Below are 17,538 nucleotides of genomic sequence, written 5' to 3' on the forward strand. Positions count from 1 at the left end.
ATTGAGGCACCCTCGGGAAGCGTCTTAATGGCGTTTTTTTACTCTATGATTTGCACTGCACATGGGTGGATGGCAGGTTTCCAATCACCCATGTGCGAGCAGCCTCACACAGTTTAGCTAGCCGTTTCAATACTCGTAAGCAGCATCTCGTGGAGCGGTACGCCATCGCGCAGTCGCGCCAGTAAATCGGGTTCAGTGAGGTCGGCATTGAGTGCCTTGTCTATTACTTTTGTCAGCTCTCGTGCTGGCAAGATGAGCACACCGTTGTCATCGGCCAAGACAAGGTCGCCTGGATTCACCGTGACCCCAGCGCAGTTCACTGTCACATTCACCTGGCTGGTGGCGCTTCCGATCAGCTTGGTAGTCAGCTGAGTGGTGCCGCGAGCGAAGACCGGCAACTGGCAAGCACGCAGCTCGTTGATGTCGGTAACTACGCCGTCAACGATGATGCCGGCTGCACCTGCGCAGCGAGCCGCAAACTGCGTGACCGCACCAACGCAAGCGTGGGCATGGTCACCCGCCATGTCGATCACCAGAGCGTCGCCCGGCTGCAGGGAGATCAGGGCGCGATTGACTGCGATGGCATCCGGCTCTGCAAGACGCAACGTCACTGCCCGGCCAACAATGCGTCCGCCCGGCACCATTGCGCGGACTTCGTGGCTGACGAACCCTTGTTCGAGGAAGTGGCCCAGTGCAGCGAAGCTGACCTCTCGCAGCTTTGCGATAAAATCGTTGTCGTTCATTTCCCACGCTCCATGTCGACCAGCTCGGCTATACAGTCGATTTCCAGGCTCACTCCCCACAACTGTACGCAGACGGTTGTACGGGCAGGTGGTGCATGGCCAAGGATTTCCTTGTAAACCTCGTTGAATGGCGTCAGTTGATCGGGATCTGTCAGGTATGCGTTGACCTTGACGATGTGTGACAGGCTGGAGCCAGCTGCGTCGAGGATCGCGGCCAGGTTGGCGAAGGTCTGTCTGACCTGATCTTTGAAGTTATCGGGTTGTTCCTCGAGGCTGCCCAGTGATGGGATCTGGCCGGCGGTGAATACCAGGTGGCCGCTGACCACGGCTTGGGAGTAGGGGCCTACTGGGCTGATGGTGCCAGTGGCGCTGTGGATGCGTTTCATTGAGAGCTCCTTGAAGCGAAGGCGTGCCGCCGGCTCGCCGGCAGCACTTGGTCAGAAATCAGAAAAGCGCCAGGGTGTAGCTGACTATGAGTCGGTTTTGTTCCTGGTTGGGATCGATTTCGGAGTGCAGCAACCCGTGGCGCCAAGCCAGACCGAGGCCCTTGAATGCACCGTCCTGCACGACATAATCCAGGCCAACATCCCGCTCCCATTCGCTCGCGTCATTTCCGCTGGTGGTGCGGATGTCGTCACCCTTCAGGTACATCAGGGAGAACTTCAGGCCAGGTACGCCGGCAGCGGCGAAGTCGTAGCTGTACTGAGCGAACGCGGTACGCTCGCCTGCCCGGTTGAAGCTCGCGAGCATACGGTCGGTGTAGAGATAGACACTGGCACCCCCTGCACCCTTGCCGCTGAGGGAGCCCTGGTTCGGCTGAACGAAGTTGCTCCCATCCGACACTGCCTGATAGCCGGCCATGAGCGCGTGTCCCTGTACGGAATAGGTAAGCGCGGCGCTCCAGGTGTGGTTATCGATCTTGCCGTCACCGTCCTCGGTGTAACCGCCCACGCGGTATCCACCTGCGCGACCAGAAGCAGAGTCGTTTGCTCCATCGGCGAAGGTGCGGAAGTAGCGCAGATCAGTCCGTAGCGATTGGCCTTCGGAGAACGGAAGGGTGTGGGTGAGGCCTACGAAGTGCTGGGTGTAATAGTCCTCAAGGTTGGCAACGTAGTATTGCGCCGTGAGTTGTTTGCCGAAGCGGTAGTCGCCACCCGCGAAGAGGAACTGGTCGCTCTCACGGGTGCCGCCGGCTACGGCCAATCCAGTACGGTCACTGGAGGCACGGCCCGTAGCACGATTGAGGCGCCCGCCGGTAAGGGTCAGGCCATCCAGGTCGGTTGAGGTGATCTGGGCGCCCTCGAACGTTTGGGGTAGCAGGCGACCATCGTTGTAGGTCAGCACCGGCAGCTTGGGCATCAGCGTGCCGTATCGCAGTTCGGTGTTGGCGACTTTCAGCTTGGGTGTCAGGCCCAGGCGACTCCACTGTTGGGCCGCGCCGCTGCCGTCGTCGGGGATCATGCTGCTGCCCCGGTGGCGACCATCGCCGCTATCGAGCGTCACACCCATCAAGCCCAAGGCATCCAGGCCGACTCCGATTGGCCCATCGGTAAAACCGGATTTGAAGTCGAGCACGAAGGCCTGGGCCCACTCTTCGGTTTTGCTCTGGCCGAGGCTGCCGGCCTGATCGCGGAAGTCGTTGTTGAAGTAAAAGTTGCGCAGGCCAAGGTTCGCATGGCTGTCGCCCACCAGATCGGCTTGAGCGAAGGGGGACAAGGCGAAAACGCCTGCACTCATCAGGTACTTTTTCATCGGGAAACTCTTCAAATGGAAATGGAAAGCGCTCGCCTGGTTGGCAAGAAGCACTCACGGGTACAGCACGGAATTACTGCCGTGCTTGGTCGATATCCCGTTTGAAGGTCTCGGTGAGTAGCAGCAGCGCGATCAGAGAAACAACTGCTGAGCCGATCATGTACCAGGCAATCGATGAGCCTTTGCCAGTCCACGACAGCAATGCGGTGGTAACCAGAGGCGTTGCAGCGCTTCCGAGGAGGCCGGAAAGCATGTAGCTGATCGACAGGCCCGAGTAACGCACTCGAGTGCCGAACAACTCGGCGAGGAACGTGGCAATGGGGCCGTAGTTGGCCGCGAATGCCGTCATCATCAGCATGTAACCGGCGAACGCCAGGCCGAGAACTTTGGAATCCATCAGCCAGAACATCGGGAAAGCCACGAGTGCCTCGGCGATGATCCCGCCGATGATGATCGGCTTACGGCCAACCTTGTCTGAGAGGGCGCCGAAGAACGGCAGCATGGCGATACAGGCAGCGCAGGAAACCAGCACTACCGTGAGCATTTCGCCACGTGTGAAGCCCAAGGTCTGGGTGCCGTAGGTCAGGCCGAAGGCCACGATCAGGTTGTAGGAGGTGCCAGTGGACATAGTTGCCACGCCTCCTAGGACTACCTGCTTCCAGTATTTGCGGAACACTTCGAACAGCGGCACTTTGACTTGTGTGCCTTTGTTCTCCACCGCTTTGAACGACGGCGTCTCATGGATATTGAGGCGGATGTACAAGCCCAGTCCGATCAGCAGAACGCTTAGCAGGAACGGGACACGCCACCCCCAATCCAACAACTGCTCGTTGGTCAGCGTGGTGGCGAACATCAGGAACACGAGGTTTGCCAGCATCGTCCCCGCGGGTACGCCGATTTGAACCCACGAGCCGTACAGTCCACGCTGATGTTTGGGAGCGTGCTCCACGGCCATCAGAACGGCGCCGCCCCATTCCCCACCCAAGGCCAGGCCCTGGATGATGCGCAGTGTCAGCAACATGATCGGTGCCCAGATGCCCACCGATTCATAGCTCGGCAACAGGCCGATGGCGAAGGTGGCCGCCCCCATGGTCAGCAGCGAGATGAGCAGCATCGATTTTCGGCCCAGGCGGTCACCGAAGTGACCGAAGAGCGCGGCGCCGATCATCCGGGCGCCGTAGGCTGAAGCAAAGGTGCCGAAAGCGAGGAGGGTGCCTACCAGGGGATCAAAGCCTGGGAAGAAGATTTTGTTGAATACCAGGGCCGAGGCCGTGGCGAAGAGGAACAGGTCATACCACTCAACGGTGGTGCCGATCACACTGGCGACCGCGACTTTTTTCATGTCGGCGGTGCGTTGTGGTTGCGCGCTGGCAACCTCGGTGTACGCAGGGCTGGTCATTGCCATTTTCTCCCGAAAGATGGGTTCTGGTTGTTATTGGCAGCTGAAGACGGAGCGGCTATTTCTTGTTTTTGGGCAAAGCGTTCCCGTGGGCCCAGCTTTCTTGAATTGGCTGGGCGCCTGGGTGGATCTGGCTAAGTCAGCGTCTGTCGGCGCGGGTCAGCACGGCGTTAAGCAGTACGTCGCAGCCCATGGTCACGTCGTTGGGCAATGCGTCTTCGGCTTCGTTATGGCTCAGGCCGCCGACGCAGGGGATGAACACCATAGTGGTTGGGCAGTGACGGGCCAGGTGAATGGCGTCATGGCCGGCGCCGCTGACGATTGGCTGGTACGGGTAGCCCAGGCCTTCGATGGCTTTGCGTACTGCATCGATGCAGGCCGGATCGAAAGGCGTGGCCGGGCTCAGCCAGTGGCGGTTGATCTGAACTTGCAAGCCACGCTTGGTGGCGATCTGGTCGATGAGTGCACGGGCGCTGGCTTCCATGTCAGCGATGGCGGCGTCTTCGTGATGGCGAAGGTCGAGGGTGAACGCCACGTGGCCAGGGATGGTGTTGCGGGAGGAGCGGGCGATCTGCAATTGGCCAACGGTAACGAGACCTTTGGGGGCGAAGTCGCGTGACAGTTGTTCGAGTGCGGTGATCATTTCCCCTACGCCGAACAAGGAGTCGCGGCGCAGAGGCATTGGCGTGGTGCCTGCGTGAGCGGCCTGGCCACTGATCTCGATGTCCAGCCAGCAGATCGCTTGCCCACCCGTGACCAACCCTACGGGCAGGCCGGCGTCCTCCAGGATTGGGCCTTGCTCGATGTGTGCTTCGAAGTACGCGTCGAACTCACGGCCCAGAGGAAGCTCACCTGCGTAGCCGGTTTGTTCCAACGCTTCGGCCACGCTGACGCCTTCAGCATCGCGGCTGGACAGCGCTTGGGCCAGGGGCAGCTCGCCCGTGAACACCGCCGAGCCGAGCATGGCGGGAGTGAAACGAGCGCCCTCTTCGTTCGTCCAGACCGCGATTTCCAGTGGGCGCTCGGGCTGCAGGCCTTTGTCTTGAAGGCTGCGTACCACTTCCAGGCCGGCAAGCACGCCGTAAATGCCATCGAAGCGCCCCCCCTTCGGCTGGGTGTCCAAATGGCTGCCCATGACCACAGGGGGCAGGTCGTCATTGCGACCTGGCAGGCGGGCGAACAGGTTGCCGATAGCATCGACATGGATGCTCATCCCGGCCCCGCGGCACCAGTTTGCGAACAGCTCGCGTCCATCACGGTCTTCTTTCGACAGTGCCAAGCGGCAGTTGCCGCCTTTGGCGGTTGGGCCGACCTTGGCCATGTCCATGAGGCTGTCCCACAGCCGTGTGCCGTTGCATGTATGCATGATGTGAATCCTCAAACAGGCGGTGGGATCAGTATCCGAGCGCGGGGTCTACTTGGTTTAGAAGTGGTTCATCGCAGGCCAGGCGCCGGGCGTTCTCGGCCACCTGCTGCGCGATGCAGTCGTGGGAAGCGCATGAGGCCATGTGGGGTGTGACGACGATTCCCGGCGTGCTCCAGAGGCGGCTGTCCAATGGCAGCGGCTCTTTCTCGAACACATCCAGCAACGCACCGCGCAGGCGGCCAGTGTTGACGGCGTTGACCAGGTCAGCCACCTGCAGGTGCTGCCCGCGTCCGCAGTTGATCACTGCCGCGTTTGGCGCCAAGGCTTCAAAGGTCTTCTGGCAGAGGACGCCGCGAGTGGCGTCGGTCAATGGCAGCAGGTTGATCAACAGATCGAGACCATCCAGGAACTGATCGAACTCCGCTGGGCCCGAGAATGTGCGCACGCCGGTCAGCTGCCTGGCACTCCTCGACCAACCTCGCACTGCATATCCGGCCTCGGCCAACTCGCCGGCAATAGCTCCTCCAAGGGAGCCGAGCCCCATGACGCCGATGCGGTATTCACCAGCGAGTCGTTGAGGGTGACGTTGCCATACCTGTTGCTGCTGTTGGGCAAGTGCTCGGTCGAAGTCCCGATGGTAGTGGATGACCGCCCAGCGAACATACTCCGCCATGCCTTGGCGGTGAGCTGGGTCTACGACTCTGCACACTGGCAATGCTGGCTGGCTCGGGTCGTTGGCCAGGTGATCAACACCAGCAGCCACCGAGTGGATCAGCTTCAGGTTGGGTAATGCGCTGAGGCTGCCTATGGGAGGGAACCAGCAAGCGGCTACCTGTGCCTCTTGGGCAGCGGGATCGTTGGCCAGCACCACGCGTAGCTGCGGAGCGCTGCGAGCGAAGGCGGACTGCAGTTGGCCCAGAAGTGCCTGGTCGGTTGACAGTAATACCAGCGGTTTCATGAGCAGTACGACTCGCGTTGGTGTTCGATCAAGGTCAGGGCGGCGTTCCAGCTCAGGCTGATGATTTGCGCCGACTCGTCGCGTTGGAATTGCGCGGCGGTGTGGCGGCAGACTTCTTCGCTGGGGTAGATGAGCTTGCTGCCGCCGGCCAATGCTTGCACTTGCGCTTGGCAGGCGCGCTCCAGGAAGTGAATCTCGTGGAAGGCCTCGGCAACACTGGCGCCGCCGGCCAGCAGTCCATGGTTCCGCAGGATCATTGCTTTGTGCGTGCCGAGGTCGGCGATCAGGCGCTCACGCTCATCCAGGGACAGGGCGATGCCTTCGTATTGGTGGTAGGCCAGTTTGCCGTAGAACTTCAGCGCATGCTGACTGATCGGCAACAACCCTTGCTCTTGGGCTGACACGGCTATGCCAGCAGCTGTGTGGGTGTGGATCACACAGTGCATGTCCGGGCGGGCCATGTGGATCGCCGAGTGGATCACGAAGCCGGCAGCATTCACCCGGCGTTCACCAAAAGCCTCGTCGACGACGTTGCCATGCTGGTCAATTCGTACCAGGTCACTGGCGCGCATCCGGTCGAAGATCACGCCGTATTGGTTGATCAGGAAGTGATGCTCAGGCCCAGGAATACGCAGGGTGATGTGGGTGTCGATCAAGTCGGTCATGCGGAAGTGCGCCACCATCCGGTACAGCGCGGCCAGTTCGCAGCGTGCCTGCCATTCGACATCGCCAATGTTGTGCGGCTTGCTCATGAAAACTCCTGATTTAACGTGCGATGGCGGGGGTGGGGTGCTGCTGCTCGCCACGAAGGCGAGAGAGACCACAGACGCCGATCAAGGAAAGCGTGGAGAGCGCGGTGAAGAATACGGCGAGTGGCAGCCACTGGCCGGCGAAGCGGTCGGCCAGCAATGTGCCAATGATCGGCGTGCTGCCCCCAGCGATGGCGCAAATCAACTGATAGGCGAGAGAGATCCCCGAGTAGCGCAGGTGAGCGGGGAAGGCCTGGGTCATGTAGCCAGCGATCACCGCATACAGCGCCGAGAGCGTGACCACTGCCATCGCGATGCCGGCTGTCATCAACACCAGATTCTGGGTGCCGACCAGCATGAACATGGGGTAGGGCACAGCCATGCACAGCAGGGCCACCAATTTGAGGAACCGGCCTTCGCCAATGCGTTCAGCGAGCAGTGCTGCCAGCGGCTGGGTCAAGAACTGCAGGATGGTCACCAGGAACAGGCAGTCGAGGATGGTTGCTCGTGGGATACCCTGGTAGTTGGTGACGTAGGTGATCATGAAGGTGTTCGTGAAGAAGAATCCGGCGGAGCCGATGGTCACCGCGAGAGCGGCAAACAGGATCTGCCTCCAGCAGTCACGTACCACTTCCAGCACCGGGTATTTGACGACCTCTTGCTTGGCCTTGGCGGCTTGGAATTCAGGGCTTTCCTCGACGCCGAAACGGATCGCCAGACCAACCAGCATCAGGACGCCGCTGGCCAGGAACGGCAGACGCCAACCCCAGTTCAGGAACTCTTCGGGTTCCAAGGAAGACACCAGGCGGAATGCGATCAGCGCGAGCAGCAGGCCAGCCGGGCTGCCGAGCTGAGCGAAAGAGGCATAGAACACTTTGCGTTTGGCCGGCGCATGCTCACTGGCCATCAGGACGGCACCACCCCACTCACCGCCGACGGAGATCCCCTGGACAATTCGCAGGGCAATCAGACCGATGGGGGCCCAGATGCCAGCACTGGCGTAACTGGGTAGCAGGCCGATGCCTGTGGTTGCCAGGCCCATGAGAACCATGGTGACCAGCAGCATTTTTTTACGGCCCAGACGGTCGCCCAGATGGCCAAACACCATGCCTGCCATTGGTCGGGCAACGAAGCCTACGGCGAAGGTGCCGAATGCCGCCAAGGTGCTGAGCAAGGAGTTGCCGCTCGGGAAGAACACCTGACCCAGCACGAGCGCAGCCGCCGTGGCGTAGATGTAGAAGTCGTAGAACTCGATGGTGGTGCCGACAAATGCGGCAGCCGCCGCACGACGCGGCTGGTTTGACGTATGCATGCAAGGCCCTTCTTAGAGTTATAGGCAGGTGGGCAGGTTTGGCTAAGCCGGTCGCGCTCTGTTCGGCGCTTTCGAGATTTATCGCCTTCGGGCTATGATTAGTCAATTTGCTAATTCTTATCCGTCGTATTAGCAGCGCTACTAATAGGCCCGTCAATGAATCCGCCAACTTCAAGATCTGATGCTTTGGTCAACAAATGGGAAGGACGTCGATTTCTGAACGATCGCCTGGACTGGAACCTGCTGCGTACCTACCTTGCGATTGGCCAAGAGGGCAGCATCAGCAGAGCTGCAGCAAGGCTGCACGTGACCCAGTCAGCGGTTAGTCAGGCGCTGAGGCGTCTGGAGGAGCAGCTCGGCTGCGCTCTCATTCTCCGAGGCGGGCCGCGTTTCGACCTCACGGTTGCCGGGGAGGAGGTCTTGCGCATCGCCATTGATATCTATGGGGATGTATCGCGCATCAGTGCTGCGGTGGAAAAGGAAAGCGATGACGTAGTAGGCAAGGTGCGAGTGCTGAGCGTTAGTCGGGTTCAGTCACAGCTCTACGACGATTTCCTGGGAGATTTCCATGAGGCGCATCCACGTGTGGAACTGGAAATTGATGTCATGCGTAGCGCCGATATCATCAGCTCTCTGCTTCAAAAGACTGCCACTGCTGGTGTTGGCTTGTGTCGCATTCCCCAGCTGAAGCTGGAACAACGCCTGTTGCTTAGTCAGCGTTATGCGTTTTTCTGTGGCGTGCGGCATCGATTGTTTGGGCGCAGCGATGTGACGCTTGAGTCGCTACGCGGGGAAAATTTCGTGAGTTTTGTCAGCGATCAGTTGGGGGGCAACCTATCTCCCCTTGCGATGTTTCGCGATCAACATGGCTTCACTGGGCGCATCGTTGCATCGTCTCCGAGTGTTGAGGAAGTTCAGCGGCTGGTTTGTGCCGGGTACGGAGTGGGCTGCATGCCTGAGCACCTCCTCCATGAAGAGGTGGAAAAGGGGTTGCTATGGCGGTTGCCGCCTGCAGAGGGCATCGTCAACGCGGATTTGCATTTGCTCTGGAATAGGGAGCAGAGGATGACCATGGCAGAGACAGTGTTCTTGGAAAGTTTCCAGCACCGTCTCGCTCAGGCCTTGCTTGCCTGATAGGTTCGACTGGGGTTGGGCATGCCCGTTCACTGCCTCTACGCCTGGATCAAGCAAGACAGATGGTTGATGAGACAGTGCGGATCTACAGCACAGAGAGGCCACACATGGCCCTGAAAAACAAAACGCCCGATGCAGTGCATCGGGCGTTTTGAGGCCTGTCAGGCCTACCTGAACAGGTGTAAGCCTATTTCAGGATTAGACACGCTGAAGCGCCTCAGGCGACCTTGACGATCCAGCCTGCCGGCGCCTCTACATCGCCGCTCTGGATACCGGTCAGCTCGTTGTAGAGCTTCTGGGTAACCGGGCCGACCTTTTCCAGGTCGTGGAACACGTGCAGCTTGCCGTTGTACTCGATGCCGCCGATCGGGGTGATCACGGCTGCGGTACCGCAGGCACCGGCTTCGATGAAGCGGTCCAGCTTGCTGATCTCGACATCGCCTTCGATCACGGTCAGGCCCAGACGCGACTGCGCCAGTTCCATCAGCGAGAGGCGGGTGATGCCTGGCAACACCGAGGCCGATTTCGGGGTGACGAACTCGTTGTTGGCGGTGATGCCGAAGAAGTTGGCCGAGCCGACTTCTTCGATCTTGGTGTGGGTCAGTGGGTCCAGGTAGATGGCGTCGGCGAAGTTGGCTTTCTTCGCTTCAGCGCCTGGCTGCAGGCTGGCAGCGTAGTTGCCACCGACCTTGGCCGCGCCGGTACCCTGCGGGGCAGCACGGTCGAAGCTGGAAATCTGGAAGTTGTGCGGCTTCATGCCGCCCTTGAAGTACGAGCCAACTGGGATGGCGAATACCGAGAAGATGAACTCGGGGGCGGTGCGCACGCCAATGTTGTCGCCGGTGCCGATCACGAACGGGCGCAGGTACAGGGCGCCTTTGCCGTGCGGGGGCACGAACTTTTCGTTGGCCTTGACCACTTGCTTGCACGCTTCGATGAACACATCGGTCGGCACGTGCGGCATCAGCAGGCGGGCGCAGCTGCGCTGCATGCGGGCGGCGTTCTGGTCCGGGCGGAACAGGTTGATCGAGCCGTCCTTGCAGCGGTAGGCCTTCAGGCCTTCGAAGCACTGCTGGCCGTAGTGCAGGGCCGTGGAGCCTTCACTGATGTGCAGCACGTTGTCTTCGGTCAGGGTGCCCTTGTCCCACTCGCCATTGCGCCATACGGACAGGTAGCGTTTGTCGGTCTTGATGTAGTCGAAACCCAGCTTGTCCCAATTAATGCTTTCGTTGCTCATGACACCCTCATTGTCTTGCAAGTGCCCGATCGCTCGGGCTGCTGTTATATGCGCACCATGCCACCTTAATACATCCTTGGCGGATCGGGAACGGCCAGTCACGAATTGATAGGCTGCGATGCTTTTTTTTTGGTTTCTACAACAGCAAGTACTCATCCAGCGCCAGGTTCTCCAGCAATACCACATCATGGGACACCACTATCAGCGCCCCGCAAAACAAGGTAATAGCGCTGTCTTGCTCCACCTTGCGGGCGGCGTCACGCACTTGGCCCAGTAGCGTTTGCCGAGCATCGCGATGGTCGCGGCGCTGCTTGCCAGCGGTGGCCTGGCTGCGCTCCTGCTTGCGGTGGATCAGAATCTTGGCCTGGTTGGCGTGCTTGGCTTGGTGCCCGGCCCGCGCTTGATGGCGCTCCAGGTCTTCGCGTTGGCGCTGCAGTTCACGGGCCTGGCGCTGCTGCTCCTGCTTCAGCCGGGCAAGTTGCTGCTGGGCCTGCGTGCGCTCGATGACTTGCTGGTCCAGCAAATGGACAGGCCCGAGGCGTCGACAATGGCCGCTGCTCGGTTCACGCTGGCCGGCATGAATCTGCCCTAGCAGGCTTTTGCCCACGCCATTGCGCCCGACCAGGCCGGTGCGCCGTTGGTCGATGGTTTCGTTGAGGTTGCTAAACAGCGGCCTGCCATCAGGCAAGGCCAAGGACACGCTGTCCAGCGTCAGCGTCGACGTGTTCGTCATGCACAACTCCATAAATGCCGCGACATCTCCGGTACGAACCGGAGGCTGAAGACTGGCCGTCGAACGGACGGCGGCATCAATGGCGCATTGGACGAACACCTCGTAATTTACAGAATGCGTAGCCTAACGGACCGTCTGGGGCCGGGTAAAGCACCGGCTGCCGGTTGGGGCTCAGCGCTGCGTCTGCAAGCGCTTGGCCCAGTCTCCGCCGTGGCCGTGCGCGCAGGCTTCTTCACTGTCGAATCGCACATGCCAGGCCGGATGGTCCAGCTGAATGCCGGCTTGCTCCAGCGCCAGAGCGGTAAGTGCCAGCATGCGCGCCTTCGCATCACCGACCACGGCCGCTGCCTTGTCGGCCTCTTGCTCGAATACCCAGGTAATACGCAGGCTGCTCGGAAAGTCCTCGGGGTCGAGGCGATGGGTAAGCCAACTGAAGCCGACAATCTCCGCCTTGGCGGCTTCGCAGGCATCGGTCAGGCACGCGACCAACTCCCGCTCCAGGCGGCCTATTTCGCGCTTGCCCAAAGCCTTCACGGGTTGGCCTCGTCATCGATCTGCTGGCAGAAGCGCAGGCGGTTGCCGAACGGGTCCCACACTTGCATCTGCAGGCCCCAATCCAGGCGCTCGGCCTCCGGCCGGGCAAAACCGTACTGTTTACCCTGCAATTCACGCTCCAGCGCGCGCAGGTCGTCGAGGCGGGCGAACACGGTCGAGCCAGGGCAGGCATCGCCATGGTGCTCTGAAAGGTGCAGGATCAGGCCATCACGGTGGATTTGCATATACAACGGCAAGTCAGGGCTGAAGCGGTGCTCCCAGTCCAGGCTGAAACCCAGGAAATCGAGGTAGAACTCCTTGGCCTTGTCGATCGAGAATATGCGCAGTACAGGTATGGCAGGGGCGAGGGGCATGGTGCGTCCTTGACCGTGGATAAAGGCGCCACTGTAGCGCACTTGCGCCCAGCGTTGTCGACCGGCCCCGCAGCAATGGTTGACCACCCGCCAGCCACTGCGTAGCCTTGCCACTTCGAGGTTCTTCGGCCAGGCCGAAGCTAAGACGGGAACGCGGTACAAGCCGCGGCTGCCCCCGCAACTGTAAGCACCGACAACGGATCGACACAGCCACTGCGCCAGGCGCGGGAAGGCGTCATCCCGCCAGACTGCTGCATCAGCAGGCGACTGGAACGGTGCAAGCCAGGAGACCTGCCTCGCAACGTTTTCGACTTTCAACCGGGCGGGGTGATCCGGTGGCGAACAAGCCCGGCCGGTCTGGCCCGTGGCTGTCGTCCTGCATGCCCGCGCCATACTGCCAAGGGCAATGCGACATGAAAACACTGGCCAAGCTCCCCGTCACCATCGTCACCGGCTTCCTCGGCTCGGGCAAGACCACCTTGCTGCGCCACATGCTCGACAACGCCCAAGGCCGCCGTATTGCGGTGATCGTCAACGAATTCGGCGAACTGGGCATCGACGGCGAAATCCTCAAGCAGTGCAGCATCGGTTGCACCGAAGAAGAAGCCAGCGGCCGCGTCTATGAACTGGCCAACGGCTGCCTGTGCTGCACCGTGCAGGAGGAGTTCTTCCCGGTCATGCGCGAGCTGGTGGCACGCCGGGGCGACCTGGACCACATCCTGATCGAAACCAGTGGCCTGGCCCTGCCAAAACCGCTGGTGCAAGCCTTCCAGTGGCCGGAAATCCGCAACGCCTGCACCGTCGATGCCGTTATCACCGTGGTCGATAGCCCTGCGGTGGCTGCCGGCACCTTTGCTGCTTACCCGGAACAGGTCGATGCGCAGCGCAAGCTCGACCCGAACCTGGATCACGAATCGCCACTGCACGAGCTGTTCGCCGACCAGCTGGCCAGTGCCGACCTGGTGGTGTTGAACAAGGCCGACCTGATCGACGCCGAAGGCCTTGCCAAGGTCCGCGCCGAAGTCGCCGAAGAACTGCCGCCCGCGGTGAAAGTGGTCGAAGCCAGCAGCGGCAAGCTGCCGCTGGAAGTGCTGCTGGGCGTGGGTGCCGAGTCCGAGGCGCATATCGATGGGCGCCGCACCCACCACGACTCGCACCACGACGGTGACGACCATGACGATCATGACCACGATGCCTTCGACTCCATCTCCATCGACCTGCCAGAAGCCGACGAAAGCCTGTTGCTCGATGCCCTTACCCAGCTGGTGGTGGAGTTCGGCATCCTCCGTGCCAAAGGCTTCGCGGCCATTCCGGGCAAGCCGATGCGCCTGCTGGTGCAAGGCGTGGGTACCCGTTTCGACAAGCACTTCGACCGCGCATGGCGCGCTGACGAGCCGCGCATCACCCGCCTGGTGCTGATTGGCCAGGACCTCGATGCGGCGCAGCTGGAAGCGCGCCTGCGCCAGGCCCTGGGCGCCTGACCCATGCACCTGCTGCGGACCCAGCCCGGCGGCTTCGTGCCGGATGACAGCATTGCCGACCTCGGCCAGACACCCGCCGAGCTGGTGATTCTCTGCAGCGGCGATTCACACCTGGCATTGCTCGCCGATACCGCCGAGCAATTGCCCGAAGGCTTCCCCAGCTTGCGCCTGGCCAACCCGATGCAGGTGCAGAACCATGCCTCGGTCGACCTGTATGTCGACCAGGTGCTGCGCCATGCCAAGGTCATCCTGGTGTCGTTGCACGGTGGCGTCGGCTACTGGCGCTACGGCGTCGAACAGCTGGTCGAGCTGGCCGCCCGCGGTGTGCAGCTGATCCTGGTGCCAGGCGACGACCGCCCGGACCCGGAGCTGACCAGCCTGGGCAGCGTCACGGGTGCGCAGGCCGAGCGCCTCTGGCACTACTTGCGCCAGGGCGGCAAGGCCAATGCCATCAACCTGTTCAACTGCCTGGCCAACCAGTGGCTGGGCCGCGACTACGCCTGGGACGAGCCGCAGCCATTGCCGCGCACGGCGGTGTATCACCCGCACAAGGGCAGTGCGACGCTGGAGGACTGGTACCCGCAGTGGCACCCTGAACAGCCGGTGGCACCGCTGCTGTTCTACCGCTCCCACCTGCAGGCGGCCAACACTGCATTCATCGATGTGTTCTGCCAGCGCCTGCAGGCTGCCGGGCTGAACCCGTTGCCGATTGCCGTGGCCAGCCTCAAGGAAAGCGCCTGCCTGGAACAGGTTGAAGCCTGGCTCGACGAGGTCGGCGCCGAGGTGCTGGTCAATACCACCGGCTTTGCCCTGTCCAGCCCGGAACGCCCCAACCTGCGGCCGTTCCGCCGCGACATCCCGGTGTTGCAAGCCATTTGCGCGCAGGACAACCAGCCCGGCTGGGAAGGCAGCGAGCAGGGCCTGGGCGCGCGTGACCTGGCGATGCACATCGCCCTGCCGGAACTTGACGGGCGCATCATCACCCGGCCGGTCAGTTTCAAGGACATGGCCTGGCGCAGCGAGCGCAGCCAGTCCGACGTGGTGTGCTACCGGGCCCACCCCGAACGCATGGACTTCGTCGCCGAGCTGGCCCGCCGCTGGGTCGAGCTTGCCCGCCTGCCAAATGCGCAGAAACGCGTAGCACTGGTGTTGGCCAACTACCCGACCCGCGACGGCCGCATCGGCAATGGCGTCGGCCTGGACACTCCGGCAGCCGCGCTGAATATCCTCAAGGCATTGCAGGCCCAAGGCTACCCACTGGCCGACCTGCCGGGCAGCGGCACGCAGCTGATTCACCAATTGCTTGGCGGCGTGACCAATGACCTCGACCACCTCGACCAGCGGCCCTGCGCCCAAAGCCTGAGCCTGGACGACTACCAGGCTGCGTTCGACCGCCTGCCCGAGGCCAACCGCCAGGCGGTGCTGGAGCGCTGGGGCCCGCCCCAGCGCGATCCGATGTTCCGCAATGGCCGGCTGATGGTTGCCGGCTTGCGTTTTGGCCTGACCTTTGTCGGTATTCAGCCGGCGCGCGGCTACCAGGTGGACCCCAGCGCCGTGTACCACGACCCCGATCTGGTGCCGCCGCACGGTTACCTGGCGTTCCACTTCTGGCTGCGTCATGCCTTTGCCGCCGACGCGGTGATCCACGTCGGCAAGCACGGCAACCTCGAGTGGTTGCCCGGCAAGGGCGTCGGGCTGTCGGCGCAGTGCTGGCCAGATGCCTTGCTCGGCCCGTTGCCGAATATCTACCCGTTCATCGTCAACGACCCGGGTGAGGGCGCCCAAGCCAAACGGCGTACCCAGGCGGTGATCATCGACCACCTGATGCCGCCGCTGACCCGGGCCGAAACCTACGGCCCGCTGCGCCACCTGGAGCAGCTGGCCGATGAGTTCTATGAAGCGCAACTGCTCGACCCACGGCGTGCCCGCGAGTTGCAGCGCGACATCCTTGAACTGGTCAAGGCCAACCACATCGACCGTGAGCTGCAGCTGGAAGGGCAGCTGGACGATGCCGCGGTGTGGTTGCCACGGCTGGACACCTACCTGTGCGACCTCAAGGAGTCGCAGATTCGCGATGGCCTGCATGTGTTCGGTGAGTCGCCTGAAGGGCGCTTGCGCCTGGATACGCTGCTGGCGTTGTTGCGGGTTGAGCGCGGTGACGGACGCGGCGGCAATGCCAGCCTGCTACGGGCGTTGGCCAAGGCGCTGGTGCCCGGCTTCGACCCGCTCGATTGCGAGCTGGGCCTGCCGTGGCAGGGGGCACGCCCCGAGCAGTTACAGGCCATGGGTGAGGCACCTTGGCGTACCTGTGGCGACACCCGCGAGCGCCTTGAACTGTTGGCACTGCAACTGATCGAGCAGGTGCTGGCCGGTACTGCGCAGCTGCCCGCGCAAAACGAATGGCAACCGGTGCACGACGTGGTACACGCCCTGCGTGACGCTGTAGCCCCCAGCCTGGATGCCTGCGGCCCTGCCGAAATGAATGGCCTGCTGGCGGCGCTGGCCGGGCGTTTCGTACCGGCCGGCCCCAGCGGCGCGCCTAGCCGGGGCCGCCTCGACGTACTGCCCACCGGCCGCAACTTCTATACCGTGGACGTGCGCAACCTGCCCACCACCACCGCCTGGCGTCTTGGCTTCGCCTCGGCCAACCTGATCCTTGAGCGCCACTTGCAGGACCACGGCGACCACTTGCGCCAGCTGGGCCTGTCGGTGTGGGGCACGGCGACCATGCGCACCGGTGGCGACGACATCGCCCAGGCCATGGCGCTGATGGGCGTGCGGCCTGTGTGGGCCACCGGCAGCCAGCGTGTCGATGATTTCGAGATACTGCCCCTGAGCCTGCTCGACCGCCCACGGGTGGACGTGACCTTGCGCGTTTCCGGGTTTTTCCGCGATGCCTTCGGCAACCTGATCCGCCTGTTCGATGCTGCAGTGCAGGCCGTGGCCGCGCTGGACGAGCCCGACAGCCTCAACCCCCTGGCCGCCCGGGTGCGCGGCGAGCGTGCTGCCCTGCTTGAACAGGGCGTTGACGCTGAACAGGCCGCGCGCCAGGCCGGCTGGCGGGTGTTCGGTGCCAAACCAGGTGCCTACGGGGCCGGGGTGCAGAACGCCATCGACGGCCGGCTGTGGCATAGCCGCGACGACCTGGCCGAGGTTTACCTCAACCACGGCGGCTACGCCTACGGGGGTAGCGACGACGGTACCCCGGCCCGCGCCCAGTTCGCCCAGCGCCTGGCCAAGGTACAGGCGGTGCTGCAAAACCAGGACAACCACGAGCACGACCTGCTCGATTCCAACGATTATTACCAGTTCCAGGGCGGTATGCTGGCGGCGTCGGAAACCCTGAGCGGGGCCGGCGTGGCCAGCTACCATGGCGACCACAGCCAGGCCGACCGGCCGCGCATCCGCACCCTGAAGGAAGAGCTTAACCGGGTGGTCCGCGCTCGCGCGCTCAACCCGAAGTGGATCGACGGGGTGAAGCGCCATGGCTACAAGGGTGCATTCGAGATGGCGGCGACGGTCGACAACCTGTTTGCCTTCGACGCCACCACGCACCTGATCGACGACCACCATTACCAGGGGCTGGCCGATGCCTACGTGCTCGACCCGGCCACCCGCGACTTCATGCGCGAGCACAACCCCGAGGCCCTGCGCGACCTCACCGAGCGCTTGCTGGAGGCCCAGCAGCGCGGCCTGTGGCAGGCGCCGGGCGACTACCGCGAAGCCCTTGAGGAACAGCTGCTCGACGGCGAGGAACAGGCTTGAA

14 protein-coding genes, 2 pseudogenes and 1 riboswitch are annotated in these 17,538 nt (G+C 62.4%); of the genes and pseudogenes, 4 read left to right on the top strand and 12 right to left on the bottom strand.

Annotated elements, in window-relative coordinates; genetic code table 11:
• Positions 1 to 113: 113 nt before the first annotated feature.
• The 8 genes from OO258_RS08810 to OO258_RS08845 all read right to left on the bottom strand — a co-directional run bounded on the left by OO258_RS08810 (position 114) and on the right by OO258_RS08845 (position 8,279).
• Positions 114 to 743 carry an RraA family protein gene (locus OO258_RS08810; protein WP_266029829.1) on the bottom strand — a complete coding sequence of 210 codons (630 nt, stop codon included), beginning with the start codon at positions 741 to 743 and terminating at the stop codon, positions 114 to 116.
• The gene (locus OO258_RS08815) at positions 740 to 1,129 is read right to left on the bottom strand and encodes a RidA family protein (RefSeq protein ID WP_266029831.1); all 390 of its coding nucleotides are present in this window, start codon (positions 1,127 to 1,129) and stop codon (positions 740 to 742) included. Before OO258_RS08815 ends, OO258_RS08810 begins: the two co-directional genes overlap by 4 nt.
• 58 nt (positions 1,130 to 1,187) lie before the next feature.
• On the bottom strand, positions 1,188 to 2,495 hold the full coding sequence (locus OO258_RS08820) for an OprD family porin (protein WP_266029833.1): 1,308 nt from the start codon (positions 2,493 to 2,495) through the stop codon (positions 1,188 to 1,190).
• Positions 2,496 to 2,568: 73 nt separating this feature from the next.
• Positions 2,569 to 3,894, bottom strand: coding sequence for an MFS transporter (locus OO258_RS08825; protein WP_038409459.1), 1,326 nt, complete (start codon positions 3,892 to 3,894; stop codon positions 2,569 to 2,571).
• 139 nt (positions 3,895 to 4,033) lie between these two features.
• Positions 4,034 to 5,260, bottom strand: a complete 1,227-nt coding sequence (locus OO258_RS08830; RefSeq protein WP_266029835.1) for a Zn-dependent hydrolase — start codon at positions 5,258 to 5,260, stop codon at positions 4,034 to 4,036.
• 28 nt (positions 5,261 to 5,288) lie between these two features.
• Complete coding sequence (locus OO258_RS08835; RefSeq protein ID WP_266029836.1) at positions 5,289 to 6,218, bottom strand: 2-hydroxyacid dehydrogenase; 930 nt, start codon at positions 6,216 to 6,218, stop codon at positions 5,289 to 5,291.
• On the bottom strand, positions 6,215 to 6,970 hold the full coding sequence (locus OO258_RS08840) for a class II aldolase/adducin family protein (RefSeq protein WP_266029837.1): 756 nt from the start codon (positions 6,968 to 6,970) through the stop codon (positions 6,215 to 6,217). The genes OO258_RS08835 and OO258_RS08840 overlap by 4 nt, the downstream gene beginning before the upstream one ends.
• A gap of 13 nt (positions 6,971 to 6,983) precedes the next feature.
• Positions 6,984 to 8,279 (bottom strand): MFS transporter, encoded by a 1,296-nt coding sequence (locus tag OO258_RS08845; RefSeq protein ID WP_266029838.1) that lies wholly within the window; start codon positions 8,277 to 8,279, stop codon positions 6,984 to 6,986.
• Positions 8,280 to 8,435: 156 nt separating this feature from the next.
• On the opposite strand from OO258_RS08845, the gene OO258_RS08850 reads away from it, so the two are divergent.
• Complete coding sequence (locus OO258_RS08850) at positions 8,436 to 9,413, top strand: LysR family transcriptional regulator (protein ID WP_266029840.1); 978 nt, start codon at positions 8,436 to 8,438, stop codon at positions 9,411 to 9,413.
• Positions 9,414 to 9,448: 35 nt separating this feature from the next.
• A pseudogene (locus tag OO258_RS08855) lies at positions 9,449 to 9,568 on the top strand (integrase core domain-containing protein); the annotation flags it as partial.
• 62 nt (positions 9,569 to 9,630) lie between these two features.
• Here OO258_RS08855 and OO258_RS08860 read toward each other — a convergent pair.
• The 4 genes and pseudogenes from OO258_RS08860 to OO258_RS08875 all read right to left on the bottom strand — a co-directional run bounded on the left by OO258_RS08860 (position 9,631) and on the right by OO258_RS08875 (position 12,291).
• Positions 9,631 to 10,650: a branched-chain amino acid aminotransferase gene (locus OO258_RS08860; RefSeq protein ID WP_060494052.1), complete on the bottom strand. Its 1,020-nt coding sequence runs from the start codon at positions 10,648 to 10,650 to the stop codon at positions 9,631 to 9,633.
• A 205-nt stretch (positions 10,651 to 10,855) separates the two neighbouring features.
• Positions 10,856 to 11,383: pseudogene (locus OO258_RS08865) on the bottom strand (ATP-binding cassette domain-containing protein); the annotation flags it as partial.
• A 171-nt stretch (positions 11,384 to 11,554) separates the two neighbouring features.
• Positions 11,555 to 11,917, bottom strand: coding sequence for a hypothetical protein (locus tag OO258_RS08870; protein WP_266029843.1), 363 nt, complete (start codon positions 11,915 to 11,917; stop codon positions 11,555 to 11,557).
• On the bottom strand, positions 11,914 to 12,291 hold the full coding sequence (locus OO258_RS08875; RefSeq protein ID WP_266029844.1) for a glyoxalase superfamily protein: 378 nt from the start codon (positions 12,289 to 12,291) through the stop codon (positions 11,914 to 11,916). Before OO258_RS08875 ends, OO258_RS08870 begins: the two co-directional genes overlap by 4 nt.
• Before the next feature lie 101 nt (positions 12,292 to 12,392).
• Positions 12,393 to 12,605: riboswitch (cobalamin riboswitch) on the top strand.
• A gap of 99 nt (positions 12,606 to 12,704) precedes the next feature.
• On the opposite strand from OO258_RS08875, the gene cobW reads away from it, so the two are divergent.
• Together cobW and cobN are read left to right on the top strand one after the other, a co-directional pair.
• The gene (gene cobW, locus OO258_RS08880) at positions 12,705 to 13,772 is read left to right on the top strand and encodes a cobalamin biosynthesis protein CobW (RefSeq protein ID WP_323054375.1); all 1,068 of its coding nucleotides are present in this window, start codon (positions 12,705 to 12,707) and stop codon (positions 13,770 to 13,772) included.
• 3 nt (positions 13,773 to 13,775) lie between these two features.
• Entirely contained in the window at positions 13,776 to 17,537 is a 3,762-nt protein-coding gene (cobN, locus tag OO258_RS08885; RefSeq protein ID WP_266029846.1) for a cobaltochelatase subunit CobN, read from the top strand.
• Position 17,538 lies beyond the last annotated feature (1 nt).

The organism is Pseudomonas sp. DCB_BI, from assembly GCF_026240995.1.
Classification (GTDB): Bacteria; Pseudomonadota; Gammaproteobacteria; order Pseudomonadales; family Pseudomonadaceae; genus Aquipseudomonas.

Bases quoted from the DNA above. Each gene is read 5' to 3' on its own strand.
- OO258_RS08825 (WP_038409459.1), bottom strand. From the start codon at position 3,894: ATGACCAGCCCTGCGTACACCGAGGTTGCCAGCGCGCAACCACAACGC.
- OO258_RS08845 (WP_266029838.1), bottom strand. From the start codon at position 8,279: ATGCATACGTCAAACCAGCCGCGTCGTGCGGCGGCTGCCGCATTTGTC.
- OO258_RS08875 (WP_266029844.1), bottom strand. From the start codon at position 12,291: ATGCCCCTCGCCCCTGCCATACCTGTACTGCGCATATTCTCGATCGAC.
- OO258_RS08840 (WP_266029837.1), bottom strand. From the start codon at position 6,970: ATGAGCAAGCCGCACAACATTGGCGATGTCGAATGGCAGGCACGCTGC.
- cobN (WP_266029846.1), top strand. From the start codon at position 13,776: ATGCACCTGCTGCGGACCCAGCCCGGCGGCTTCGTGCCGGATGACAGC.
- OO258_RS08810 (WP_266029829.1), bottom strand. From the start codon at position 743: ATGAACGACAACGATTTTATCGCAAAGCTGCGAGAGGTCAGCTTCGCT.
- cobW (WP_323054375.1), top strand. From the start codon at position 12,705: ATGAAAACACTGGCCAAGCTCCCCGTCACCATCGTCACCGGCTTCCTC.
- OO258_RS08850 (WP_266029840.1), top strand. From the start codon at position 8,436: ATGAATCCGCCAACTTCAAGATCTGATGCTTTGGTCAACAAATGGGAA.
- OO258_RS08815 (WP_266029831.1), bottom strand. From the start codon at position 1,129: ATGAAACGCATCCACAGCGCCACTGGCACCATCAGCCCAGTAGGCCCC.
- OO258_RS08835 (WP_266029836.1), bottom strand. From the start codon at position 6,218: ATGAAACCGCTGGTATTACTGTCAACCGACCAGGCACTTCTGGGCCAA.
- OO258_RS08830 (WP_266029835.1), bottom strand. From the start codon at position 5,260: ATGCATACATGCAACGGCACACGGCTGTGGGACAGCCTCATGGACATG.
- OO258_RS08820 (WP_266029833.1), bottom strand. From the start codon at position 2,495: ATGAAAAAGTACCTGATGAGTGCAGGCGTTTTCGCCTTGTCCCCCTTC.
- OO258_RS08860 (WP_060494052.1), bottom strand. From the start codon at position 10,650: ATGAGCAACGAAAGCATTAATTGGGACAAGCTGGGTTTCGACTACATC.